Origin of the sequence: Gallionella capsiferriformans ES-2 (assembly GCF_000145255.1) — a bacterium.
Taxonomy (GTDB): Bacteria; Pseudomonadota; Gammaproteobacteria; order Burkholderiales; family Gallionellaceae; genus Gallionella; species Gallionella capsiferriformans.
The window spans coordinates 1,880,182-1,903,192 of sequence record NC_014394.1; the positions used below are offsets into that span (position 1 = coordinate 1,880,182).

Genomic DNA, 23,011 nt, shown 5'->3' on the forward strand with positions numbered 1-23,011 from the left:
TGGGTTAGAACTATTTGAGTAAGTCGAAGAATTCGCCCTCTCGCGCCTCATCACATAGAGACTCCAAAAACTTCTTTTCAGAGAAACCGTCGGAAGCCTTTTCAAGCACAAGGTTTCCCAAAGCACGTAAACGACGCATTTTTGCAGGGGACTGGATTCTTCTCTTCAGAAGATCGCTTGTTTTGATTCCATCTACAAAGGCATGTGCGGCTGCATCATCAAAGCTCTTGAACATGTCAGGAATGTGAAGAGCAGCACCATCCGCATAAAAATCAGTTCGAGCCCAACGACCACTTGACCCGACACGGCCAACGTAGGTCTTCGTTAGACTTGCCACGTACGTTGAAATCAAGTCTTCCGGAATTAGGCTTGCATATGACACTAATGCCCTTACAGCAATGTTCTCCCGTGGGAAATCGTCGAGAGCGTCTACCAACTCATTTACCATTGGCTCAGTCTTGTAACGGCGAGCTACTGAGGACAAATAGGAAAGGCCTTCGACAACTTCAACAAAGGCAAATGCTGCATTTGTGATGTCCCCATTTCCCTTTTGTATTTCTTGATCGACACGACGAATAACTTGAACCTTGACGCTTTTCGGTAAGACCTTCCACAGTATTGGAGCGACAAATTCTATGTTTGAACGAAGGACGCTTGTTGACTGGGGGTGTATGTATGACGAATAGAGTCGATTGGCAAGTTCGTTCTTGTAGACATCAGGGAGGTCGCCTAAGGCGCTTTCGATCGCAATCCGGTTTCTATCGAATGACTGCTCATTGAGAGTAGATACATAATCGTTTACATCAATTATTTGCGCCGGATATTCTGCATTGAGCACATACTTAATGCAGTCGTCCATCATGGAAAGCACTTTAATGATAGATGGAGGGCTGCTCTTGGGGTGGCCTGAAAAAATATGCCTTGTTTCTTTTGCGTGTTTTAGAACCTTGGATGCTTCCCAACTAATTACACCAATTTTGTATGCGCCATCAATCAACTGATCGTCATTAACGAAATTCTGAAAATCCTCATACGTCTTTATCTCTCGTCCAATCTCAACGGACTGATTAAAGAGCTTCAAGCTGCGGAAAGTTATCTTGTTTCGCAGATCGTCGACAACTGCATTCCAAAATGAGCCGATTGCGCTCCGGTAGCCTGCTACTTGCAAGACGCTTACCGCTTCGATGATGTAAGGGTCATCTCTCAACTCATCTCGCACAGACAAGAGAGAGCGTTTAATCAAAGGCAGTATCTCTTGCTGATCTGCTGGGAGAGCTATGGGAAATTCGGTGGTATCCATGGATTATTTCCTGAGAGTTCTAACGTGGAGGTCAGGGGCGCCGCGCGGTCTTATTGCGCGGCGTCCCCTGGACCGCAGGGTTAGACGATTTTGCTCTTCGCGCCTCTGATGTCTTGGATTTCCCTCTCTTGGGAGCGGGTGCCGAACGTGCCATAGCTGACGCGCCGGTCGAGACTTTATGCGCGACTCCATCAATCACCGTGCCAGTTCCCGTGCCTACACTTCCGGGGGCTGATGATTTTGCATGCGCTTCAACTGAGCCTTTTGTTGTGTCGACCTTTTCAGAAAAAGCTTCCCCGTAGATGTCGGAGTACGCTTCATAGAATTCCGGGCGCTCACGGAATCGCGTAAATAGTGGCCAAGAATGATAAGCATGCTGTTCGAGTATTTCGCCTGTCTTGCCAATACTCTTCATTATCACTACCGCGTCATCGTATTTCTCCAGGAGAACGGCTATAGCGAGTTTGAAATCTCGGTAGCTTGCACTCCAATCAACTGACTCAAGGAGGCGCACGGCTTCAGCGTCTTTCCCGGCAAATTTCAACCCAATCGAAGCATTGACAATCCTTATTCTTAAGTCGATTTCCGATACGTCCTTTCGCATTGGGACGCTCAATACGAAATCTTCGAGTTCTGCCACAAGATGCCAACGCTTCTGTTGTAAGCACTTGAATAGTGTGTCATTGAGCGCACTATGCATTTGCTCGAATTCCTTCGGGAATACTTTGCTCCAAAGGGTGTAGGCAAGCATTAAACCTACCTTAGAAAGGAGCCGAGCAGCACTTACGAAGTATTCGAATGTCACCCCGAGCGACTCGCCGATCTTGGGGCTCGGTTGAAACTTGTGCCCTTCTCTATCACACACGACTATGTATTGATCGCTAACCAAGCCTCCGTTGTGAGTAAGAATATTGCGGCGCTGCGATAGTTCTACGAACTGCGGCCACTCACTAAACTTCCTTAGCGACAGATTAAATTTCTTTTCAAGTGTGGAAAATTGCTCAATGTAGCTGTCTCGTCGAAATGTTTCGATTTCCTTCTCAAGCATCGATAGCTTTACTGCGTTAAGGTCTTCGAAATCTAGAAGATCGGTTAGGGATATTTCGCGTGAAATCCCCTTGAGTAGCTTGTCATTCTTTAGATAAATAATCTTTAGCAATTCGCCTATGTATGCATCAAATTCAGCAAAGAGCTGTGTAAACAAACTTTTGGCGAGTATTTCCGTAAAGTTCTGGTGGCGGAGTTCCTCCAATTGCTCAATAGTGCTGGTGAATTCCGCAAAGTCTCGCGCTGAATCAAGAGTGAAGCTCTTAGGTCCGTCGTCTTCTTTCTCCAAGTCAGGGAAAAACTTCTCTATCTTCTTCTGGGCTTTCTCCACCTCCGCAACTTTCCACTTTGCTATATGCGGAAGTGCTATTTGTGCAGTTTGTCCAATTCCTCTAATTGCAGAAAAATACTGCTCGACTGCGCATGCAATCGGTGGAGCCTTGCGTTGCGGTGGCTCTTCGCTCGTAACAAGCTCAGTTGAACCTGAATGGCCGTTAGCCAAGGTAGGAGAGGATGTTGAAGATGCCGTTTTGCTATTCTCAGTCATAGTAGTAGTGGAACCGGTAGGTAGTAAGACTGCCGCCGCAGCGGTCTAACGTGAAATAGACAGAACTATTTAAACATATGCAGGGCAGTGTTCTGTACAAGCTGGCCTGATCTATTGTAACAACTTGATTCTATAGGACTAAGATGATTTTATACAACAAGCTATCCTACATAATCAGCACATCACCCGAATGTCGGCAGATGGCACTCACCCGCCCATTGGCCTTCATTATTGCAGGACAATTAGCTGACACTAGGCTTTATCTGATCATTTCTCGGGTTGCCGTATCCGGCACCCATCATGCTAACTGAATGATCAGGTTGAGACGCTCGCACACCTGCATGAAGAAAATGCAAAGTCTGACACTCTACGGGGTGGCGACGAGATGAAATTGACTGATGCAGCTTATAAATACGTTGCAGACTGTCCATGCTTCGACGTTGACCATAGTGAGTTTGCTTGCCGAAAGAAGTTTTCGTAATACGGTGCGCTAGCCCGTGCTACGAAATTTATCAGCTTATTTCCTCATTTAGTATTAGCTACTTAGCTAGGTAGGGCAAAATTACCCGGTTGCCCGCCAAGAAAATCGGCTGCCGGCACGATATTTTGTTTTGATGACACTCGTCTGACCTTTATAATGTCCGTCACCTTCGTCGATGCCCAATTGCAATGAATTCCGACCTGAATAAACTCCAGCCCTACCCGTTCCAGAAACTCGCCGCCCTGTTTCGTGAAGTCACGCCGAATCAAGATTACCGGGCGATCAGCCTGTCGATCGGCGAACCGAAACACGCGACACCGCCATTTATCTATGAGGCCATAACTGACAATCTGAGCGGGCTTGCCAGTTACCCCACAACGGCAGGCACTGACGCGTTGCGCAGCACGATCGCCAGCTGGCTGGCGCATCGCTACGATATCCCGACGCCCGATTTCAAGACACAGGTCTTGCCAGTGAACGGCAGCCGCGAAGCCTTGTTCGCCTTCGCGCAAACAGTGATCGACCGCAACCGCCCCGATCCTGCTGTCGTCTGCCCGAATCCGTTCTACCAGATTTACGAGGGCGCGGCATTTTTAGCCGGTGCGACCCCCTACTTTCTCAATACTTTGCCGGAAGACAATTACGCATTGAATTTCAGCCAGTTAGCGGAAGAGGTCTGGCAGCGCACCCAGCTGATTTATGTCTGCTCGCCCGGCAACCCGACGGGGCGTGTGATGCCGATAGCGGAATGGAAAACGCTGTTTGAGCTATCCGACCGTTACAATTTCGTGATCGCCTCGGACGAATGCTATTCAGAAATTTATTTTGACGAGGCGCCACTGGGCGCGTTGCAAGCTGCCCAACAACTGGGACGCGGTGACTACAAAAATCTGGTGGTGTTTTCCAGCCTGTCGAAGCGTTCAAACGTGCCCGGCATGCGCTCAGGCTTTGTGGCCGGGGATGCGCGCGTCATCGAAAAATTTGCGCTCTACCGCACCTATCACGGCTCCGCGATGAATCCGGTAATCCAGTCCGCCAGCATCGCGGCATGGAACGACGAGGCGCATGTCGCTGAAAATCGCCGCATGTATGCCGAAAAATTCACCCGCGTGATGGAAATTTTGTCGCCCGTTTTACCGGTAGCTCTGCCGGATGCGGCTTTTTATCTATGGATACGCACGCCCATCAAGGATACGGCCTTCGCGCAAGCCTTATATCGCGATTATAATGTCACCGTTTTGCCGGGCAGTTTCTTGGCCCGCCACGCGCAGGGCATCAACCCGGGTGAGCATTTTGTCCGACTGGCGTTAGTTGCCGAAACTGCCGAAACCGTGGAAGCCGCACAAAGAATCGCTGAATTTACCCGCGGGTTGTCAGTCACGAGTAGCAAGTAACTCACGACTACCCACTCACCACTTACTACTAAACAGGAATAACCATGGATCAATTACAACAAATCATCGAAGCCGCTTTTGAACGTCGTGCCGACATTACCCCGCGCAATGCGGACGCGCAACTCAAAGAAGCTGTCGATGCGGTCATCAGCAAACTGGACAACGGCACGCTGCGCGTCGCCGAAAAAATTGACGGCGAATGGGTTACCCACCAGTGGCTGAAAAAGGCGGTGCTGCTGTCGTTCCGTCTGGAAGACAACGCCTTTATCAAAGGCGGTTTCACTAACTACTACGACAAAGTGCCGTCAAAATTCGCCGACTACAACAGCCGCGATTTCCGTGAAGGCGGTTTCCGCGTTGTGCCTCCCGCTGCCGCACGCAAAGGCGCATACATCGCAAAAAACGTGGTGCTGATGCCATCCTATGTCAATATCGGCGCCTATGTCGATGAAGGCACCATGGTAGACACCTGGGCGACGGTCGGCTCCTGCGCGCAGATCGGCAAAAACGTACATCTGTCAGGCGGCGTCGGCATTGGCGGCGTGCTCGAACCGGTTCAGGCTAACCCGACTATCATCGGCGACAATTGTTTCGTAGGTGCACGCTCCGAAATCGTCGAAGGCGTGATTCTGGAAGACAACGTAGTGATCTCGATGGGCGTATTCATCGGCCAGAGCACCAAGATTTACGACCGCGAAACCGGCACCGTGACCTATGGCCGTGTACCGGCAGGCTCAGTCGTCGTCAGCGGCAGCCTGCCTTCAGCGGATGGCAAATACAGCCTGTATTGCGCGGTAATCGTCAAAAAAGTCGATGCCAAGACGCTGTCCAAGGTCGGCATCAACGAACTGCTGCGTGGAATCTAAAAGCAAGTAGCTAGTTATGGTTGTCGCCGCTACGCGGCCGGCTTTAACTAGCGCCTGATAACTGGGAGTAACCATGATCGTCACACCGTTGCTGAAGCTCGCGGCTGAAAAGTTAGCCTCCGACCTGTTTTTTTCGGTCGGTGCGCCGGTCAACGTCAAGATCGATGGCAATGCCGTCCCGGTTAACTCGCAAGTCCTCAGTGCAGACATCATCAAGCGCATCGCTTACGAGATGATGAGCTCGCGCCAGATCATCGAATTTGAAGCCAACATGGAAATGAACTTCTCCTACCGTGAGGAAGGGCTGGGAAATTTTCGTGTCAACATTTTCCGTCAGCGCGGCGATATCGCCATTGTCATACGCTATATCCGCGGCAAGATTAGCGAGATGGACAAATTGCATCTGCCGCCCGTCTTAAAATCGCTGATCATGGAAAAGCGCGGCCTGATACTGGTCGTCGGCGCCACAGGCTCAGGCAAGTCAACGACCCTGGCCTCGATGATCGATTACCGCAGCCGTACCCAGACCGGGCACATCCTGACCATCGAAGACCCGATCGAGTACCTTTTCAAACACGACAAGTCTATCGTCAATCAGCGTGAAATCGGCACGGATACGAAAAACTACGAAAATGCGCTGTCGTGCGGCATGCGTGAGGCACCGGATGTGCTGATGATCGGTGAAGTCCGCGACCGCGAGACCTTGAAGCACGCGCTGATCTTTGCGCAAACCGGACATTTGTGTCTGACAACGCTGCATGCCAATAACAGTTATCACGCGCTCAACCGCATCGTCAATTTCTTCCCCTACGATTCTCGCCAGAGCGTCTTATCGGATTTATCGATGTGTTTGCGCGCAGTGATTTCACAACGTCTGGTGCGCAATGTGCACGGCAAACAGGTGCCCGCCGTAGAAGTGCTGCTCAACACGACGCTAATTGCCGACCTGATCAAAAACGACGAGATCGAAAAGATACACGAGGCCATCGACAAAAGCGTGTCAGCAGGTTCGCAAACCTTCGAGCAGGCGTTGTACCGTTTATTTAAAACCGGCGTCATCAGCAAAGAAGAAGCCATGCGCAACGCCGATTCCGCAAGCAATCTCGCCGCATTGGTCGATTTTTCCGAGCGCACCAATACCATGACGGTGCCCTCCTACACCCCCAACCCGGTTACCGCGAAAACACCGCAATCGGACTTCAGCGGCATCAAACTCGATCTGGATGTATCTTGATTAAACTCTACGGCAATGCCAATTGCAGCACGGTCAAAAAGGCACGCGACTGGCTGACAGCACACCATATCGCGGTCGAATTTCACGACTTCAAAAAGTCTGGCCTCGATGCCAGCATTGTGGAAAACTGGCTGTCGCAACGCGACCAGTCGGAATTGATCAACCGCAAAGGGCTGACCTGGCGCGCATTAACAGATGAACAAAAACAAAGTATTAAAGACGATACTTCAGCATTAGCTTTAATGATTGACAAAACAAGTGTCGTCAAACGTCCGGTACTGGAACAGGCGGGACGCGTATTACATATCGGCTTCGACCCCTTGGCTTATGCCCACCTATTCAACAAAGAGGTTAAATCATGACCGAAACACTCGCACTCGCGAAGGCGCTGATCGCGCGCCGCTCACTTACCCCTGACGATGCAGGCTGCCAGGAAATTCTGATCGAACGACTGGAAAAGCTAGGCTTTACCATTGAACGCATGCGTTTTGGCAATGTCGATAATTTCTGGGCGAGGCGCGGCATCAATGCGCCCGTCGTGGTATTCGCAGGCCACACCGATGTCGTCCCCAGCGGCCCGGTAGAATCCTGGTTCAGCCCGCCCTTTGAACCGACGATCAGGGATGAAATGCTGTTTGGTCGCGGTGCGGCCGACATGAAGACCTCGATTGCCGCATTCATCACGGCGATCGAAGCCTTTGTCGAAGATCACCCCCAGCACGACGGCTCTATCGCCCTGTTGATCACCTCCGACGAAGAAGGTGTAGCGGTGGATGGCACAGTGCGCGTAGTCGAAGCCTTGCAGGCGCGCGGCGAAACACTGGACTATTGCATCGTCGGTGAACCGACCTCCAACAAACTGGTTGGCGACATGATCAAAAACGGTCGTCGCGGCTCGCTCAACGGCACGCTGGTGGTGCAAGGCGTGCAGGGTCATATCGCTTATCCGCATTTGGTGAAAAATCCGATCCACATGGTCTCCCCCGCCATTGCCGAACTGGCTACAACAGTCTGGGATGAAGGCAACGAATATTTCCCTCCTACTTCATGGCAGATTTCCAACATGAACGGCGGCACCGGCGCGACCAATGTCGTCCCGGGCACGGTCGACATCCTGTTCAATTTCCGTTTCTCCACCGCCAGTACCGAACTGGAGCTCAAAAATCGCGTGCATGCGATCCTCGATAAGCACGGCGTCAAATACGACCTGCTGTGGGAGTTGTCCGGCAAGCCCTACATTACGCCCAAGGGAAATCTGGTTGAGGCCATCAGCCGTGCGATCGAGCAAAGCTACGGCATCACGCCTGAACTCTCGACCTCCGGCGGCACCTCGGACGGACGCTTTATTGCCGACATCTGCGCGCAGGTGATCGAATTCGGCCCGCTGAATGCGACCATCCATAAACTCAACGAATGCGTCGCAGTCGCCGACATCGAACCCCTCAAGCTGACCTATCAGCGCACACTGGAAAACCTGTTATGCAAATAAGCAATTATTTTTCTGCCGCTTCGCAAAGCCTGCTGACGGTACGCGACTATCTGCGTTTCGCGGTGAGCCGCTTCTATCAGGCAAAACTGTTCTTCGGTCACGGAAGCACGGATGCCTACGACGAAGCGGTCTATCTGATTTTGCATACCCTGCATCTGCCGGTGGACACGCTCGCGCCGTTTCTGGATGCGCAACTCACGCCTGCCGAACGCGGTGAAGTGCTCAACGTCATCCAACGTCGCGTCGAACAGCGCATCCCGGCCGCCTACCTGACCCACGAGGCTTTTCTGGGCGATTACAGTTTTTATGTGGACGAACGCGTTATCGTGCCGCGCTCCTTCATCGCCGAATTGTTGCGTCAACAGTTAGCCCCCTGGATTACCGAACCTGACTCCATAGGCCAAGTGCTTGATCTTTGCACCGGCAGCGGCTGTCTGGCGATTTTATGCGCCGACGCATTCCCCAATGCGACGGTCGATGCAGTCGATTTGTCGCCTGACGCACTGGCCGTCGCAGAGCGCAACGTGACCGACTACGAGTTAGCATCGCGCATCAGCCTGATTGAATCGGACTTATTTGCCAAGTTATCCGGCCGCCGCTACGACCTGATTATCAGCAACCCGCCTTATGTCGATGCGGAATCGGTCGCGGCCTTGCCTGCGGAATATCTGCACGAACCCAAGTTGTCGTTAGGCAGCGGGCATGACGGACTGGATGCAACGCGCGTGATCCTGAAACACGCGGCAGAACATCTGACAGAGAACGGCATCCTGATCGTCGAAATCGGCCACAACAGGGATATCCTTGAAGCGGCCTACCCGAAACTGCCGTTCACGTGGCTGGATGTCACCGCGGGCGACCAGTTCGTCTTCATGCTGCACAGAAACGATTTACTGTAATCCTTCATGTCGGTTGAGCATTACGAGAATTTCCCGGTCGCCTCGATTCTGATGCCCAAACGGCTAAGGCGGCCCGTTGCGGCGATCTATCATTTCGCGAGAGCTGCGGACGACATTGCCGATGAAGGGGATTTGCCGGACGCCGAACGCTTAGCGCAGCTCGCTGCATTTCGCAGCGAGCTGGATCGCATGGTTCAAGGAGAGCCGCCGCTCACGCCGCTGTTCCAGAATCTGGCCGCAACCGTCCAGGCGTACCAGCTTCCCTTGCAGCCCCATTACGACCTGCTCGATGCCTTTTCGCAGGACGTGGTGACCAAGCGTTATGACAACTATGCAGCGCTTGCAGACTATTGCCGCCGCTCGGCCAATCCGGTCGGCATCCTGATGCTGCATCTGTACGGCGAGGCCACGCCGGTCAATCTGGCTTATTCGGATCAGATCTGCACCAGCTTGCAGTTGATCAATTTTTGGCAGGACGTTGCCAAAGACATGGCGATCGGGCGGATTTACCTGCCGCGCGATGAAATGGCGCGCTTTGGCGTGACGGAGACCCAAATCGCACAACACATCTGCGATGACAATTGGCGGGCGCTGATGAAATTCCAGATCGACCGCGCCCGCAGCCTGATGTTACAAGGCGCGCCGCTGGGCAGCATTCTGACCGGGCGCATCGGCCTTGAAATGCGCATGATTATCGCAGGCGGACTGCGCATTTTAGACAAGCTCGACGCGGTCAATTACGACATGTTCCGCCGCCGCCCGGTGTTAGGCCCCTTCGACTGGGTTATCATGCTGGCCAAATCGGCACCGATGAACCTCGCCACTACCTGACAACAAATACGCCATGCCCGAACTTGCTCGCTTTTACGGCATCATTATTCGCATGTTCCTCATCGACCGGGAGCATCCGCCACGCCATATCCACATAAAATATGGCGACCACGAAGCCGTCATGAGTTTGAATACGCTGGAATTAATTGATGGTAAATTACCTAACAAGTGTTTTCAGTTGGTACGCGAATGGGCAGAACTGCATCAGGCCGAACTAATTGAAATATGGGACACCCAAAAATTTCACCGAGTGCAACCCTTGGAGTAGCCAGATGAAACTCAGACAATTTGAACAGCAGCAAAATTATATTTTTGGCTTAACCTTTGCCAATGGCGAGTTTATTGAAACCGATCTGACACCACTCATCAAAGATCATGTCAATGCGACTGAATTGGCATCGGCTCGCATCGACCAGGATTGGGGATGCCTGGAATTCAAAGACGGTGCTGTCGATATCGAACCCGACACCCTTTATAAATGGGCAAAATCCCATATTTCACCCCCTCATTAAAATAGAATATTACAGTGACTCCAGACCAATACTGCCAGGACAAGGCCGCCGCGAGCGGATCCAGCTTTTACTACAGCTTCCTGTTTTTGCCCAAAGAAAAACGCCGCGCGATTACCGCACTGTATGCCTTTTGCCGTGAAGTAGATGACGTGGTGGACGAATGCTCGGACGAGCAAGTGGCACGCACTACGCTGCAATGGTGGCGCACTCAGGTCGCGGAAATCTACTCAGGACGTCCACAGCATCCGGTCGCACAAGCGCTGGTACCGGTCGTCGCACAGTTCAACATGGCGCAGGAACATCTGCTTGAAATCATCGACGGCATGGAGATGGATCTGGATCAGCCGCGCTATGCAGACTTCAAGTCGCTGCAGCTGTATTGCTACCGCGTCGCCTCCGTTGTCGGCCTGCTGTCTGTGGAGATTTTCGGCTACAAAGACCGCCAGACGCTCAAATATGCGCACGATTTAGGGATCGCCTTCCAGCTCACCAACATCATCCGCGACGTCGGCGAAGATGCACGCCGCAACCGCATCTACCTACCGATGGACGAGATGCAGCAGTTCAATGTCACGGCAGCGGATATTCTGAATGCCAATGAGACTGAGAATTTCCAGAAACTGATGGCGTTCCAGATCGAGCGCGCACAGCGTTTTTATGATCAGGCGCTGGCGCAGTTGCCGGCGACTGACCGGAAAAATCAGCGTACCGGACTCATCATGGCGGCCATCTATCGCGCAACGCTGGATGAAGTCATCCATTCCGGCTGCCACGTACTCAAAGAACGCGTCTCACTCACTCCGCTGCGCAAACTGTGGCTCGCCTGGACAACTTGGATAAAGAATTAAATATCGCCGTCATCGGTGGCGGCTATGCGGGGATGGCGGCTGCGGTGCGTCTGGCAGAACAAGGCATGGCCGTCACCGTATTCGAGAGCGCAAAGAGCTTGGGCGGACGCGCGAGGGGCGTCGCGCACCGGCATGCACAGCTCGACAACGGCCAGCACCTGCTGCTGGGCTGCTATCGCGATACCTTACGGCTGATCGAGCAGGTGGGCGGCGACCTTGACGCCGATTTTCTGCGGCTGCCGCTGCAGCTTGATCTGCACGGCCATTTTTCACTCAAAGCCCCGAAACTGCCGGCCCCTTTGCATCTATTGGTCGCCTTGCTGCGGGCGCAAGGGCTAACATGGCGTGAGCGCTTGAGCGCTGCGCGCTTTATGCTGTTGCTGCGCCGGATGAATTTCCGTCTTGACAGCGATATGACCGCGAGCGCTCTGCTCGCCCGTCACGGTCAAAGTCAGCAACTGGTGGAAAAACTCTGGGAGCCCCTGTGCATCGCCGCGCTCAACACGCCCGTGGCAATTGCATCGGCGCAGGTACTGCTCAACGTGTTGCGCGATGCGCTCAATCAAAAACGCGCTGATAGCGACATGCTGATTCCGCGTTTGGATTTTACCGCTTTGTTTCCAGCGCGAGCCGCAGCTTATGTCAAGCGGCACGGCGGCCATGTCCTAACCTCCTGCGCTGTGGAACGCCTGCTGCCCCACAATATCGGCATGGAAATCGTCACGAAACGGGGCAGCCTGTATTTCAGCCATGTCATCTGCGCAACGCCAGCTGTGACTACAGCGCGACTCCTGCGAGACTTCGCTGAACTCGCGCCCGTGGTTGCACAAATCGACGCTTTAGCGCATCAGCCAATCTACACCGTTTATCTGCAATATCCGCCACACGTCACACTCCCCCACCCGATGCTAGGCCTGCATCAGCGTTACAGCCAGTGGCTGTTCGACAAAGGGCAGATATCCGGCCAGCCGGGTCTGATCGCGTCGGTCATCAGCGCGGAAGGACACCATCAGGCCTTATCACAAGACGAACTGGCGCAAAAGGTCATCGCTGAACTCAGTAGCGAATTTGGCTTTGTCGATGCGCCGCTATGGTTCAGGGTCATCGCGGAAAAACGCGCCACTTTCGCCTGTACGCCCGATTTGCAGCGCCCGGCACAACAAACACCCCTGAGCACCCTACTGCTGGCGGGCGACTATACCCGGGGCGACTATCCTGCAACACTGGAAGGCGCCGTGCGAAGCGGCATCTTGTGCGCGGAACGGCTCAAAGCCTGAGCGAACCTACGGCTTATGAGCGCGACGCTTGCCGGGCAGCGGCGCCCAGTCCGGGCGTTCGCGACTTGCCGAATCGATGATGATCAGATAGCGCCCAGGCCACGCCGTAGGCGTTCTATCGGCACGCAGCATCCACATTTTTTCGCCGTTTTCCAGTGCCTGCAGGTAGTCGGCGTCCAGCAGGCCGTAACGATCGATGAAAACATTGAGTGTCGCCGGGATACGCACACAGCCCTTGGATCTTGCCACACCGAGATAGGGTTCCAGAAAATCAGGATCGGTCGCATGCATCAGTAAGCGCATCTGCCCTCTGCCCCCGCCATCCCATCCGCGCTCTGCCATCGCCCAGCCAAAATCAAAAACGCGTATCCCCTTTAACCCCAGTCCGCGTATGCCGTTCTTGTTAAAAGTGCCCTCGGCGCGATAATCCAAATTCTCCAGCGTGTGAGCGAAGACGCCCGTAGGGGTAAAAAAATAATCGAACTGACCGGGTTTACCCGTAGAGACCGGGGATGCGCCGATGAAATGCAAACGTGCGGCGGGTAAATCCAGAAAATAAATAAAAAGGGCCTGTACGTTCGAATTTCGGTCTACCAGAATCAGGTATTGCGACGCGGAGAACGCGCCCCCCTTCAACGCCGCATCGAGCATGAACGCATAGCGCGCCTGAGCCGACTCAGGCACATTCAGCTTCACAGCGACCTCCCGCTCAAAGGCGTCAGCAAGCCTCGCCCCTTCCCCGGCCCGCGATGAACTGGCCGATAGGCAAAGCAGCACGAATATGAGCCGAAAAATAACGTTCATAAAAGGCATTGTGGTCATGAGGATGACTTGATCATATCGCCTTTGGCTATCTGACTGTGAAATTCATCTGCACTATCATCAGATAGGTAGTTTTCAAAACACCGGTATCAGCAATTCATCACGACAGGTTGCTTGATGATAAAATCAGCGCCATGAAACATATCCAGTCGCGCGACAATCCATTTTATAAAGAACTCGTCAAGCTCACCGCCTCGACTCGCAACCGCAACAAAGCAGGCCAGACGCTGCTCGACGGCGCGCATTTGCTCAAAGCTTATCTGGACGCGGGATACACACCTCGCCATATTCTGTTGAACGCGGCCGCCTTGCAGGATGCTGAAATCACCTCGCTGCGCCAGCGCATCACCGGCGCGCCCGTCACGCAACTGGATGACAAGCTATTCGCAGAACTCTCCGAACTTAAAACGCCGACGGGCATCCTCGCGCTGATCGATTTGCCGCCAGCTAAAATAGTAACCGCCCGCTTCGCCTTGCTGCTCGAAGCAGTGCAGGACCCGGGGAATCTGGGTTCGATGCTACGCTCGGCTGCGGCCGCCGGATGCGATGCGGTCTTTTTATCACCGGCTTGCGCCGATGCCTGGTCACCGAAAGTGCTGCGCGCGGCAATGGGCGGACATTTCTGCCTTGCCATTTACGAGCAGCAGGATTTATTCAAAGTCGCCCAAGGCTACTCAGGCAAACTGCTGGCCACCACGCTACAGGCCACGGACAGCCTGTTCGATTGCGACCTGACAGGAAATATCGCCTTCATGGTAGGCAACGAGGGCGCCGGCCTGACTCCCGAACTGCGTGCACTGGCGACCCATCCTGTCACAATCCCTATGCCGGGCGCAGTCGAATCGCTCAATGCCGCCGCTGCCACCGCCATCTGCCTGTTTGAAGCGGTTCGCCAGCGACGAGCCCCCTGATTCACTCAACACACTCCCCATGCTGAGAACGAATCTGACCACGCGCCGATTCCTGATTCAGCCGTTTTGTGACACAATCGCGCACCTACGGCATTAAAATTAAACTCATCGAGCATTATGACAACTGAATCCACCCCAAACCTGCCTGACACCCTAGTTCACGCACAAGACGACAACCAGATTATCACCGAGCGCCGCAACAAGCTGGCTGCCCTACGCAGTGCGGGAATCGCCTTCCCTAACGATTTCGACCGCACCCATCTGTCAGGTAATCTGCACGAAGAATTCGGCGAACTCACGCACGACGAACTGGAAGCAAAACAAATCCACGTCGCCGTTGCCGGTCGCATGATGCTCAAACGCGTGATGGGAAAAGCCAGTTTTGCAACGCTGCAGGACATGAGCGGCCGTCTGCAACTGTTCATCAGCAACGGCGATGTCGGCGAAGAAGCCCATGCTGCCTTCAAGCATTACGATCTGGGCGACATTTTAGGTGCGGTCGGTGTGCTGTTCAAGACCAAGACAGGCGAGCTGTCCGTGCGCGTCTCGCAGGTGCGCCTGCTGACCAAATCGCTGCGTCCCCTGCCTGAAAAATTCCACGGTCTGGCCGATCAGGAACAGAAATACCGCCAGCGTTATCTGGATCTGATCACCAATCCCGACGCGCGCCACGTATTTGTCACGCGCACCAAGATCATTCAGGCGATACGCGAATTTTTCATCCATCACGGCTATCTGGAAGTCGAAACGCCGATGATGCATTCGATCCCCGGCGGCGCATCGGCCAAACCGTTCGAGACGCACCACAATGCGCTCGATATGCAGATGTTTTTGCGCATCGCGCCCGAGCTGTATCTGAAGCGTCTGGTGGTCGGCGGCTTCGAAAAAGTCTTCGAAATCAACCGTAATTTCCGCAATGAAGGGCTGTCTACCCGCCACAATCCGGAATTTACCATGCTGGAATTTTACGAGGCCTATCGCGACTACAACTATCTGATGGGTTTCACCGAAAAGCTGCTGCGCGAAGTCGCACGCAAGGTGCTAGGTACCACCATTGTCAGTTATCAGGGCCGCGAACTCGATCTGGGCAAACCCTTCCATCGTCTAACCATGGTACAGGCAATCCAGAAGTATCATCCGCAATTCTCCACCGAACAATTGCACGATCGCGATTTCGTCCTCACCGAACTGCAGGATCTCAAAGCCAAGCACAATCCGAAAGACTGTCTGGGCGGTTTGCAATTGTCGCTGTTTGAGGAGTTGTCCGAGACCCTCTTGTTCGAACCGACCTTCATCATCGACTATCCGGTGGAAGTCTCACCGTTAGCGCGCAGCAGCGATGCCAATCCCGCCATCACCGAGCGCTTCGAGTTGTTTGTGCTGGGACGAGAACTGGCTAACGGCTTCTCGGAGTTAAATGACGCGGAAGATCAGGAAGCGCGCTTCGATGCGCAGGTTATCGCAAAAGAAGCCGGCGACGAAGAGGCGATGTTCAAGGATAACGACTATATCCGCGCCTTGGAATACGGCTTGCCGCCGACCGCAGGCGAGGGAATCGGCATCGATCGCCTGATTATGATGCTGACCGACAGCAGCAGCATTCGCGATGTCATCCTGTTCCCGCAAATGCGCCCAGAGTAAGATCGTCACTCTACAGGTAGCCGGATTATGATTGATGGCGAGACCCGCACCCGCATCCTGCAGCAGTATCCGATGCTGCAGTCGCTCACGAGCCTTGAATTAGATACACTGCTCGCGAGCGCACACGCGATGATTTTTCCGGCCGGTACGATTTTGTTCGATGAAAACCAGCCTTGTCAGGGATTTCCGTTACTGCTCAGCGGCAGCCTGCGGGTCATTAAATCGTCCGCCAATGGTCGCGAATTACAACTGTACCGGGTCATGCCGGGTGAGAGCTGCATACTGACCAGTAGCTGCCTGTTGGGGGACACGCCCTATCAGGCACGCGGCATCGTTGAGGAGTCGCTTGAGATGATCATGCTGCCCGCCGGCGTTTTTCATGTATTGTTAGGCAAACACGATGCCTTCCGTCGCTATGTGTTCCGGCTGTTTACCGAACGACTGACTGACATGATGCAGCTGGTCACCGCCGTCGCATTTCAAAAGCTGGATCAGCGACTGGCTGCGCTGCTGATTGCCAAAACCGGCCCCATCCATCTCACCCATCAGGCCATCGCAGACGAACTGGGCTCGGCACGCGAAATCGTCAGCCGCCTGCTCAAAGGCTTTGCAGAACAGGGCTGGGTCAAACTCGGTCGCGAACAGATCACACTCACCGATATTGCAGCACTCAAGAAATTTGCAACACTGGTGTAACTTTTATCACCGGCGGCGCAGAAGCTATCCTGCGCTACATTAATGATGCGAAGGAAATAAAATGAAGAAGAATGCAGGCACGCTCGACCGCGGCTTTCGCGTCCTGGCAGGATTATCCCTGATCGAATTAGCCTATTCCGGCCTGATCGGCTCCTGGGGATGGTTCGGCATCGTCCCCATGCTCAGCGGCGTGATCGGCCTGTGTCCAGCCTATGCACTGCTGGGACTTAACACCTGCCGCATCAATAAATAGCGCGTTTTTAACATCACCGTGTTCATCCTCCCGATAGGCTTGGGTTTACTGATCGGCCTGATCATGGCACTCACGGGCGCCGGTGGCGGCATCCTTGCCGTGCCGGCACTCACGCTGGGTCTTGGCTGGACGATGGCCTCGGCCTCACCGGTCGCACTGCTAACTGTCGCCACGGCAGCATTGATCGGCATGATGAGCGGACTGCTCGCAGGCGCAGTCCGCATTCGCGCCGCGCTGCTCATTTCCGCCACCGGCATCATCGCGGCCCCCTTCGGACAGCATCTGGCGCATCGGCTTTCGGAGCGCTGGCTGACCGGACTATTCGTCTGCGTGATGCTTATCGTGGCAGTGCGCCTGTTCCGGTCGACACACCCTTCGGCAAAGAATTCGACACGCGCCAGAACCTGCGTGATCGACACTAAAACCGGTCGTATCAGCTGGAACCCCCTGTCTTTTTTAAAATTAAGCCTGATCGGTTTAGCATCCGGCCTGTCAACCGGCTTGCTGGGCGTTGGCGGCGGCTTCATCGTGGTACCGGCACTGCTGCGCTGCAGCGATATTGCAATAAGCGGTATTATCGCCACCTCGTTAACCGTGATCACCTTTGTCTCCGCAGGTGCGGTTATTTCGGCATTTTCATCGGGACATCTGGCCCTCACGGAACCGGCCTTGTTGTTTATGGCTGCCGCCGCAACAGGCATGCTGCTGGGGCGCCTGTTTGCGCCAAAAATACCCGCAATCATGCTGCAACGCGCCTTGGCCATGCTGATTTTCAGTGTAGCCTTGTTTTTGCTGTATCGCGCGCGCTAAACCTGAAACGGTATCAGGACATATAATCCGAAAATGAAAACACACATCGATCTTCAAGTGACCGGCATGCACTGCGCAAACTGCTCGTCACGTCTTGAAAAAGCATTGAACCTGCTGCCCGGGGTTAACGCTGCGGTGAGCATCGCGACCGAAAAGGCGCATATCAGCTACGACCCCAAAACGCTCACCCCCGAAGGGCTGATCAAGGCGATCCAAGAGACCGGTTTCGATGCACACCCGATGCGCGATTTTGCGGCAGAAAAGCTGGCGAGACTAGCGGCCCTGCAATCCCAGCAGCGGCAATTTATCCTCGCCGCCCTGCTCACCGCCCCCATGCTGTTACAAATGCTGTTGATGTTCGCCGGCATACACCTGATGCTGCCTGATTGGCTGTCCTTTTTGCTGGCAACGCCCGTGCAATTCTGGATCGGCGGACGCTTTTATTCAGGCGCGTGGCGCAGCTTGCGCGGCGGCGCTGCGAACATGGATGTATTAGTCGTACTGGGCACCAGCGCTGCCTATTTCTTCAGCTGCGCGGTATGGCTGCTCAATCTCGATCAGCCGGTGTATTTTGAAGCGGGCGCAACGTTGATCACGCTCGTTTTGCTAGGCAAACTGCTCGAAGCCCACGCTAAGGGAAAAACATCAAGTGCGCTGGAAGCACTGATCAGCCTGCAGCCGAAAATCGCCCATGTCGAACGCGATGGCGTGATGCTGGAAATGGCAATTGATCAGATGCGCATAGAGGATGTCTTTCTGGTGCGCCCGGGCGAGAGCGTGCCGGTGGATGGCATCGTATTGTCGGGATCATCGGCCATTGATGAGGCGATGCTGACGGGCGAGAGCCTGCCGCAATCGAAAAGCAAGGGCGACACCGTGTATGCCGCCACGCTCAACGGGCTCGGCGTGTTGAAATGCCGCGCACAGGCAATCGGCTCGCATACGCGGCTCGCCGCTATCATCCGTCTTGTCGAACAGGCTCAGGGTTCGAAAGCGGCAATCCAGCAACTGGCCGACAAGCTCTCCGCCGTGTTCGTGCCGACCGTCGTGTGCATCGCTCTGCTGACCTTTGTCGCATGGTGGGTAGCCGGCAGTACGCTGGGCACGGCACTGATCAATGCAGTGGCGGTGCTGGTCATCTCCTGCCCCTGCGCGCTGGGTCTTGCCACCCCCACGGCCCTGGTCGTCGCAACGGGACGCGCGGCCCAGACGGGTATTTTAGTCAAGGATGCCGAGGCGCTGGAACGCACGCATAAACTCTCCGTATTGCTGGTTGACAAGACAGGTACGCTAACCGAAGGGCATCCAGCCGTCACCGATCTGCTGCCGCACGGCGATTTGACCGGCGACGAACTTTTGAAAATTTCCGCAGCACTGGCCCAAGGCTCCACGCACCCGCTGTCACGCGCATTGACAGCGCATGCAAGCACGCTGCGCATCGATACCGAACAAGCCGGCAATATTCGCGAATTTCCAGGACAGGGGTTGTGTGCCGAAATCAACGGAATGTCGTACTTGCTAGGCTCCCCCGCCTTCGCCGCCGGACGTGCGGTCGCACTCGATGATCAACGCATCACAGCGTTGCAACAGCAAGGAAAAACGGTGCTGGTCATCGCACAAGATTCAGCATTACTAGGCTACATCGCAGTGGCTGACCCGTTGCGTCCCACCAGCCGGTCAGCGGTCAGCAAACTCATTAAACTTGGCATCCGCGTGATCATGATCAGCGGCGACAATCCGGTCACATCACAACGCATCGCGGATCAGGCCGGCATCAGCGAGTTTCGCGCCAACGTGCGTCCGGAAGAAAAGGCTGCGCTGGTGGAATCATTCAAACAGGGCGGGAACACCGTCGGCATGGTAGGCGATGGCATCAACGATGCGCCGGCACTCGCCGCAGCCCACGTGAGCTTCGCCATGCGCGGCGGCAGCGACATCGCCATCGAGGCGGCCGACATTACGCTGATGAAGAGCGACCTGATGAGTGTCGTTGACGCCATCTCCTTGTCACGCGCAGCCCTTGCAAAAATCCGCCAAAACCTGTTTTTCGCCTTTGGCTATAACGTGCTGGGCATACCGCTCGCAGCGGCCGGCATGCTCAATCCGGTGATTGCGGGTGCGATGATGGCGCTGAGTTCACTATCGGTCGTGAGCAACGCACTGCTGCTCAAGCGCTGGATGCCCGCCGTCGAAGATTAAGCTGAACCTTTCCCATTGTCCGCACTGAGTTTAATCATGAAAACCACCTGGCGCCCCCTTCTAATCGAAGAAACGCACAAACCCTATTTTGGACAGTTACAACAGTTCATTGCCGAACAGCGTGAAAAACACACCGTTTTCCCGCCTGAAGCCGATGTTTACGCGGCACTGCACCTGACCCCGATTGAAGAGGTCCGTGTATTCATACTGGGTCAGGACCCCTATCACGATGACCATCAGGCGCATGGACTCTGCTTTTCGGTGCGCCCCGGCGTGAGCATTCCGCCCTCGTTGCTGAACATTTTCAAAGAATTAAAAGCGGATCTCGGCTGCCAGATACCCAATAATGGCTGCCTGATCCCATGGGCCAGACAGGGCGTCTTACTCCTCAATGCCGTATTGACCGTCGAGGCGCATCACGCCAATTCGCACAAGGCGCGCGGCTGGGAGACCTTTACCGATGCGGTGATTGCGGCCGTGAATGCCAAAACAGATCCCGTGGTATTTGTACTCTGGGGTGCCTATGCGCGGAAAAAAATCGGTCTGATTGATCAAAGTCGCCATGTGGTGATCGAATCCCCCCACCCCTCACCGCTGTCCGCCTACCGGGGATTTTTCGGCAGCCGTCCGTTTTCTAAAATTAATGCTGCACTGACCGATGCCGGCCGACGCCCCATAGACTGGCAGATTACCGATCTGTGATGTGCGTGCAGGATTACTTTTTCCAAAAAACGGGTTCCTGATTAAAAGCTTTAAGCTTCTTATTCAATAGCTTTAGATTTTTTGACGACTTTAAGCGAATTTCATGATCGATCAGTGCCACACTGTCTGCAGGCAGCGTATCTGCCAGACGAGCCAGCAAGCTGCGAGCAACCGATACATCGTTGATATCCCCCAGAAATTCCTGCACCTCGCTCAGTCCTGAAATATAAACCTCGGCCTTGGCCGCATTGAACAGACCTGCAAAACATTCCGCGCTGTAACGTAATTTTTTGGCATCGATGCGCAAATCGTGCAACGCCACCTCATCGAGCCTGTCTGATTGCTCGCTGGCCTTTTGATAGCGTTTGTGTAACTGCTGCAGACAACGACGGGCAAACTCAGGCATGTCAGGGGCTGTCAGTTCAGCCTGCTGCCAATAGTTTCCGTTCATCCAGACCGCAAAACGAAGCAATAAACGCTGCATCGCACTCCCCTGAGCGCGCAGCGCAGCATTCGAGGCCGCGCGTTGCGTCTCACACGCCGTCAGCAGCGCTTCAAAACCCGGTGGAGCGAATGAAAGTGCATGCAAATTGCCGATAAACACATCCCAATCGCGCACCCGGCCCAGCACACCGCTCATTGCTGAAAGCGCTTCGCGCAAACAGGTAAGTTCCTCATCAGCGCAAATCTTGTCAACCATGCGCAGCACGATACGCAAGCGCCGAAATGCCACGCGCAGCTGATGCAAATATTCGGCGTCGTCAGCACAGCTCAGAGCGCCGCGTAAATTGCCTTGCCAATGCTGCAAACATGCCCAAACCAGCGTTTGCAACGCAGACGTCAAGTGATTCGCCCCCGTAATATCGGGCAGTTCACTTTTAACAGGCTGAGCGACAAAGCCTGCCATGAGCCTGAATCCCAATTCAGCCTTACTGACGGTTTCCAGCTCAAACGGCACGATATCCAGAATAGCCTGCGCCAGCGAAAACAAATGCTGGGAGTCACCCGACTTCAATTCCAGCTCCAGTTCGCAGATCGGCGTACTGAGATTCTGCGTTCTGACTTCACCTTTATCCATACACACTTCGATGATGGTGCCATGCCAGTCAAGCAGCCGACTGGCGCGGTAAAAATCCGTGGTAAAAACAGGCTGCAGATGTTCGCGCCATGCCAGCGGCAGGTGCTCGTCCCAGACCACCGCATCTAACCCGGTAAAATCAAGACGGGCCGATGGGACAGGGGTTTCCCATTCAAAACGCTGATGCAAGCCCGCTCTGACCTGTCCGCCTCCCTTCAGGGTCTGTATCCAACGCCCCCCGACGCGCCGTATTCGCAACGCCATACGGCTCTTGTTGAGGTCGAGGGCTGGCGTGTCGTAATAAACGTTGTGCAGACGCCGTGTTTCGGGCACCGTTACCTGATGCGACTTAAACAGGGAATGACGACGCAATCTTGCCAGATCATCGGGCAAAATGCGCAATTTGAGCTCGGTTTCGACAGACATAGATACCTCAAGCGTAGCAAGAATGGTTTACTATAACAGGCCGTCCGATCCGGTGCAGCAAATCATGTTTATAATCATTGCACTGATAATAAACTGATGCCCATGAAACAAATCACCGGTTTCCCTCCCATCGAAAATCCGGATGCACGCCTGCTGATTCTGGGCAGCATGCCGGGCGTCGAATCGCTCAGAAAAAATCAGTACTATGCTCATCCGCGCAACGCCTTCTGGCCTATCATGGGCGAGCTGTTCGGTGCTGCCCCCGCCCTACCCTATCAGGCACGAACTGAAATACTCAAATCATCAGGCATCGCAGTCTGGGACGTACTCGCTTCATGCCATCGTCCCGGCAGTCTGGACGCTGACATCAGCGCCACCCGTGCGAATGATTTCGCATCCTTTTTCCAGTTTCACCCGCATATTGAACAGCTGTGCTTCAACGGCGCAACGGCTGAAAAGCTTTTTCTCAGACAGGTAATGCTAAAGCCCTGTGGCATGCGCCTCGTACGCTTACCCTCCAGCAGCCCGGCACACGCCGCAATGTCCTATCCGGACAAAGTCGCACAATGGCGCGATCGCATTCAAATCAAACGGCCGGGATAAGTCGCGTTTTACTGAAAACAACCCGGCTTAAAAATTAACTGGCTTTTATTTAGCGCATGCGTATAATGCGCACCTTGCCGCAGCCTATGCGGCATTAGCTCATCGTTTCCGACCTACCTCTCGTGCACTGAAATCAGCGCACCTG

The 23,011-nt window shown here is 54.2% G+C and carries 23 protein-coding genes; 19 read left to right on the plus strand and 4 right to left on the minus strand.

The genetic code is table 11. From position 1 onward, the window contains the following. Positions 1 to 10: 10 nt before the first annotated feature. Both GALF_RS08620 and GALF_RS08625 read right to left on the minus strand, forming a co-directional pair. Complete coding sequence (locus tag GALF_RS08620; RefSeq protein WP_013293671.1) at positions 11 to 1,300, minus strand: hypothetical protein; 1,290 nt, start codon at positions 1,298 to 1,300, stop codon at positions 11 to 13. A gap of 31 nt (positions 1,301 to 1,331) precedes the next feature. Beyond that, positions 1,332 to 2,894: a hypothetical protein gene (locus GALF_RS08625; RefSeq protein WP_150102596.1), complete on the minus strand. Its 1,563-nt coding sequence runs from the start codon at positions 2,892 to 2,894 to the stop codon at positions 1,332 to 1,334. Between the two features lie 669 nt (positions 2,895 to 3,563). Between GALF_RS08625 and dapC the strand changes: the two genes are divergently transcribed. From dapC to hpnE, 11 genes are all read left to right on the plus strand, one after another. Next, complete coding sequence (gene dapC / locus GALF_RS08630; protein ID WP_013293674.1) at positions 3,564 to 4,769, plus strand: succinyldiaminopimelate transaminase; 1,206 nt, start codon at positions 3,564 to 3,566, stop codon at positions 4,767 to 4,769. Between the two features lie 44 nt (positions 4,770 to 4,813). Beyond that, positions 4,814 to 5,635 (plus strand): 2,3,4,5-tetrahydropyridine-2,6-dicarboxylate N-succinyltransferase, encoded by an 822-nt coding sequence (dapD, locus tag GALF_RS08635; RefSeq protein ID WP_013293675.1) that lies wholly within the window; start codon positions 4,814 to 4,816, stop codon positions 5,633 to 5,635. A 73-nt stretch (positions 5,636 to 5,708) separates the two neighbouring features. Further along, positions 5,709 to 6,869 carry a PilT/PilU family type 4a pilus ATPase gene (locus GALF_RS08640; RefSeq protein WP_013293676.1) on the plus strand — a complete coding sequence of 387 codons (1,161 nt, stop codon included), beginning with the start codon at positions 5,709 to 5,711 and terminating at the stop codon, positions 6,867 to 6,869. Continuing rightward, complete coding sequence (locus GALF_RS08645) at positions 6,869 to 7,231, plus strand: Spx/MgsR family RNA polymerase-binding regulatory protein (protein ID WP_041938408.1); 363 nt, start codon at positions 6,869 to 6,871, stop codon at positions 7,229 to 7,231. The genes GALF_RS08640 and GALF_RS08645 overlap by 1 nt, the downstream gene beginning before the upstream one ends. Next, positions 7,228 to 8,358 (plus strand): succinyl-diaminopimelate desuccinylase, encoded by a 1,131-nt coding sequence (gene dapE / locus GALF_RS08650; protein ID WP_013293678.1) that lies wholly within the window; start codon positions 7,228 to 7,230, stop codon positions 8,356 to 8,358. Before GALF_RS08645 ends, dapE begins: the two co-directional genes overlap by 4 nt. After that, entirely contained in the window at positions 8,349 to 9,257 is a 909-nt protein-coding gene (prmB, locus tag GALF_RS08655; RefSeq protein WP_013293679.1) for a 50S ribosomal protein L3 N(5)-glutamine methyltransferase, read from the plus strand. Before dapE ends, prmB begins: the two co-directional genes overlap by 10 nt. A 6-nt stretch (positions 9,258 to 9,263) precedes the next feature. Beyond that, the gene (gene hpnC, locus GALF_RS08660) at positions 9,264 to 10,088 is read left to right on the plus strand and encodes a squalene synthase HpnC (RefSeq protein ID WP_013293680.1); all 825 of its coding nucleotides are present in this window, start codon (positions 9,264 to 9,266) and stop codon (positions 10,086 to 10,088) included. Between the two features lie 13 nt (positions 10,089 to 10,101). Next, positions 10,102 to 10,356, plus strand: a complete 255-nt coding sequence (locus tag GALF_RS08665; RefSeq protein WP_013293681.1) for a DUF4160 domain-containing protein — start codon at positions 10,102 to 10,104, stop codon at positions 10,354 to 10,356. A 4-nt stretch (positions 10,357 to 10,360) separates the two neighbouring features. Further along, positions 10,361 to 10,600, plus strand: coding sequence for a DUF2442 domain-containing protein (locus tag GALF_RS08670; RefSeq protein ID WP_013293682.1), 240 nt, complete (start codon positions 10,361 to 10,363; stop codon positions 10,598 to 10,600). A 14-nt stretch (positions 10,601 to 10,614) separates the two neighbouring features. Further along, positions 10,615 to 11,448 (plus strand): presqualene diphosphate synthase HpnD, encoded by an 834-nt coding sequence (hpnD, locus tag GALF_RS08675; RefSeq protein ID WP_013293683.1) that lies wholly within the window; start codon positions 10,615 to 10,617, stop codon positions 11,446 to 11,448. After that, the gene (gene hpnE / locus GALF_RS08680) at positions 11,433 to 12,725 is read left to right on the plus strand and encodes a hydroxysqualene dehydroxylase HpnE (RefSeq protein WP_041938409.1); all 1,293 of its coding nucleotides are present in this window, start codon (positions 11,433 to 11,435) and stop codon (positions 12,723 to 12,725) included. Before hpnD ends, hpnE begins: the two co-directional genes overlap by 16 nt. Before the next feature lie 6 nt (positions 12,726 to 12,731). On the opposite strand, the gene GALF_RS08685 is transcribed toward hpnE, so the two are convergent. Further along, on the minus strand, positions 12,732 to 13,529 hold the full coding sequence (locus tag GALF_RS08685) for a L,D-transpeptidase family protein (RefSeq protein WP_223293686.1): 798 nt from the start codon (positions 13,527 to 13,529) through the stop codon (positions 12,732 to 12,734). A 152-nt stretch (positions 13,530 to 13,681) separates the two neighbouring features. On the opposite strand from GALF_RS08685, the gene GALF_RS08690 reads away from it, so the two are divergent. The 7 genes from GALF_RS08690 to ung all read left to right on the plus strand — a co-directional run bounded on the left by GALF_RS08690 (position 13,682) and on the right by ung (position 20,759). Continuing rightward, positions 13,682 to 14,458 carry a TrmH family RNA methyltransferase gene (locus tag GALF_RS08690; protein ID WP_013293686.1) on the plus strand — a complete coding sequence of 259 codons (777 nt, stop codon included), beginning with the start codon at positions 13,682 to 13,684 and terminating at the stop codon, positions 14,456 to 14,458. Between the two features lie 117 nt (positions 14,459 to 14,575). Further along, a complete protein-coding gene (gene lysS, locus GALF_RS08695; protein WP_013293687.1) occupies positions 14,576 to 16,099 on the plus strand; it encodes a lysine--tRNA ligase in 1,524 nt (507 codons plus the stop codon). Between the two features lie 27 nt (positions 16,100 to 16,126). Continuing rightward, positions 16,127 to 16,795, plus strand: coding sequence for a Crp/Fnr family transcriptional regulator (locus GALF_RS08700; protein ID WP_013293688.1), 669 nt, complete (start codon positions 16,127 to 16,129; stop codon positions 16,793 to 16,795). A 61-nt stretch (positions 16,796 to 16,856) separates the two neighbouring features. Beyond that, positions 16,857 to 17,048, plus strand: a complete 192-nt coding sequence (locus GALF_RS08705; RefSeq protein ID WP_013293689.1) for a YgaP family membrane protein — start codon at positions 16,857 to 16,859, stop codon at positions 17,046 to 17,048. A gap of 18 nt (positions 17,049 to 17,066) precedes the next feature. After that, a complete protein-coding gene (locus GALF_RS08710) occupies positions 17,067 to 17,858 on the plus strand; it encodes a sulfite exporter TauE/SafE family protein (RefSeq protein WP_013293690.1) in 792 nt (263 codons plus the stop codon). 33 nt (positions 17,859 to 17,891) lie between these two features. Further along, the gene (locus GALF_RS08715) at positions 17,892 to 20,057 is read left to right on the plus strand and encodes a heavy metal translocating P-type ATPase (RefSeq protein WP_013293691.1); all 2,166 of its coding nucleotides are present in this window, start codon (positions 17,892 to 17,894) and stop codon (positions 20,055 to 20,057) included. Between the two features lie 36 nt (positions 20,058 to 20,093). Then, positions 20,094 to 20,759, plus strand: coding sequence for a uracil-DNA glycosylase (gene ung / locus GALF_RS08720; protein WP_013293692.1), 666 nt, complete (start codon positions 20,094 to 20,096; stop codon positions 20,757 to 20,759). A 13-nt stretch (positions 20,760 to 20,772) separates the two neighbouring features. Here the strand turns inward: ung and GALF_RS15020 are convergent, their stop codons facing one another. Further along, positions 20,773 to 22,263: a CYTH and CHAD domain-containing protein gene (locus GALF_RS15020; protein WP_013293693.1), complete on the minus strand. Its 1,491-nt coding sequence runs from the start codon at positions 22,261 to 22,263 to the stop codon at positions 20,773 to 20,775. 102 nt (positions 22,264 to 22,365) lie between these two features. On the opposite strand from GALF_RS15020, the gene GALF_RS08730 reads away from it, so the two are divergent. Beyond that, entirely contained in the window at positions 22,366 to 22,866 is a 501-nt protein-coding gene (locus GALF_RS08730; RefSeq protein WP_013293694.1) for a DNA-deoxyinosine glycosylase, read from the plus strand. Positions 22,867 to 23,011: the final 145 nt, after the last annotated feature.

Bases quoted from the DNA above. Each gene is read 5' to 3' on its own strand.
- GALF_RS08620 (WP_013293671.1), bottom strand. From the start codon at position 1,300: ATGGATACCACCGAATTTCCCATAGCTCTCCCAGCAGATCAGCAAGAG.
- GALF_RS08625 (WP_150102596.1), bottom strand. From the start codon at position 2,894: ATGACTGAGAATAGCAAAACGGCATCTTCAACATCCTCTCCTACCTTG.
- dapC (WP_013293674.1), top strand. From the start codon at position 3,564: ATGAATTCCGACCTGAATAAACTCCAGCCCTACCCGTTCCAGAAACTC.
- dapD (WP_013293675.1), top strand. From the start codon at position 4,814: ATGGATCAATTACAACAAATCATCGAAGCCGCTTTTGAACGTCGTGCC.
- GALF_RS08640 (WP_013293676.1), top strand. From the start codon at position 5,709: ATGATCGTCACACCGTTGCTGAAGCTCGCGGCTGAAAAGTTAGCCTCC.
- dapE (WP_013293678.1), top strand. From the start codon at position 7,228: ATGACCGAAACACTCGCACTCGCGAAGGCGCTGATCGCGCGCCGCTCA.
- prmB (WP_013293679.1), top strand. From the start codon at position 8,349: ATGCAAATAAGCAATTATTTTTCTGCCGCTTCGCAAAGCCTGCTGACG.
- hpnC (WP_013293680.1), top strand. From the start codon at position 9,264: ATGTCGGTTGAGCATTACGAGAATTTCCCGGTCGCCTCGATTCTGATG.
- GALF_RS08665 (WP_013293681.1), top strand. From the start codon at position 10,102: ATGCCCGAACTTGCTCGCTTTTACGGCATCATTATTCGCATGTTCCTC.
- GALF_RS08670 (WP_013293682.1), top strand. From the start codon at position 10,361: ATGAAACTCAGACAATTTGAACAGCAGCAAAATTATATTTTTGGCTTA.
- GALF_RS08685 (WP_223293686.1), bottom strand. From the start codon at position 13,529: ATGAACGTTATTTTTCGGCTCATATTCGTGCTGCTTTGCCTATCGGCC.
- GALF_RS08690 (WP_013293686.1), top strand. From the start codon at position 13,682: ATGAAACATATCCAGTCGCGCGACAATCCATTTTATAAAGAACTCGTC.
- lysS (WP_013293687.1), top strand. From the start codon at position 14,576: ATGACAACTGAATCCACCCCAAACCTGCCTGACACCCTAGTTCACGCA.
- GALF_RS08700 (WP_013293688.1), top strand. From the start codon at position 16,127: ATGATTGATGGCGAGACCCGCACCCGCATCCTGCAGCAGTATCCGATG.
- GALF_RS08705 (WP_013293689.1), top strand. From the start codon at position 16,857: ATGAAGAAGAATGCAGGCACGCTCGACCGCGGCTTTCGCGTCCTGGCA.
- GALF_RS08715 (WP_013293691.1), top strand. From the start codon at position 17,892: ATGAAAACACACATCGATCTTCAAGTGACCGGCATGCACTGCGCAAAC.
- ung (WP_013293692.1), top strand. From the start codon at position 20,094: ATGAAAACCACCTGGCGCCCCCTTCTAATCGAAGAAACGCACAAACCC.
- GALF_RS15020 (WP_013293693.1), bottom strand. From the start codon at position 22,263: ATGTCTGTCGAAACCGAGCTCAAATTGCGCATTTTGCCCGATGATCTG.
- GALF_RS08730 (WP_013293694.1), top strand. From the start codon at position 22,366: ATGAAACAAATCACCGGTTTCCCTCCCATCGAAAATCCGGATGCACGC.